Source organism: Solirhodobacter olei (assembly GCF_004010155.1).
Taxonomy (GTDB): Bacteria; Pseudomonadota; Alphaproteobacteria; order Rhodobacterales; family Rhodobacteraceae; genus Solirhodobacter; species Solirhodobacter olei.
This window is the reverse complement of the sequence record NZ_RRYH01000074.1, coordinates 1-321: the sequence shown is the minus strand read 5'-3', so window position 1 is coordinate 321 and position 321 is coordinate 1. Positions and strand designations below refer to the sequence as shown.

Genomic DNA, 321 nt, shown 5'->3' with positions numbered 1-321 from the left:
GCCGACCGGCAGACCTCGATCGACTTCTGGGAGGGCCTCCTCGGCATGCCCTTCGTGTTCGAGCAGCCCAACCTCGACCGCCCGGAGGAAAGCCACCTCTACTTCGACCCCGGCGACGGCCGCCTCATCACCGTCTTCACCAACGAGGCCCGCCGCCCCGACCCGCGCCGCACCCCGACCGAACCCGGCTGCGTCCATCACATCGCGTTCAACGTCAGCCGGGCGACCTTCTCGCAGGCCGTCACCCGCTTGGGCGAGCGCGGGATCGAGAACACCGGGGTAAAGGACCGGGGCTTCATGGATTCGATTTACTTCAACGAC

The 321-nt window shown here is 67.3% G+C and carries 1 protein-coding gene; it reads left to right on the top strand.

The annotated features are described in order from the left end of the window. A partial coding sequence (locus EIP85_RS22440; protein WP_164871871.1) for a VOC family protein occupies window positions 1–321 on the top strand: 321 nt, incomplete at both ends.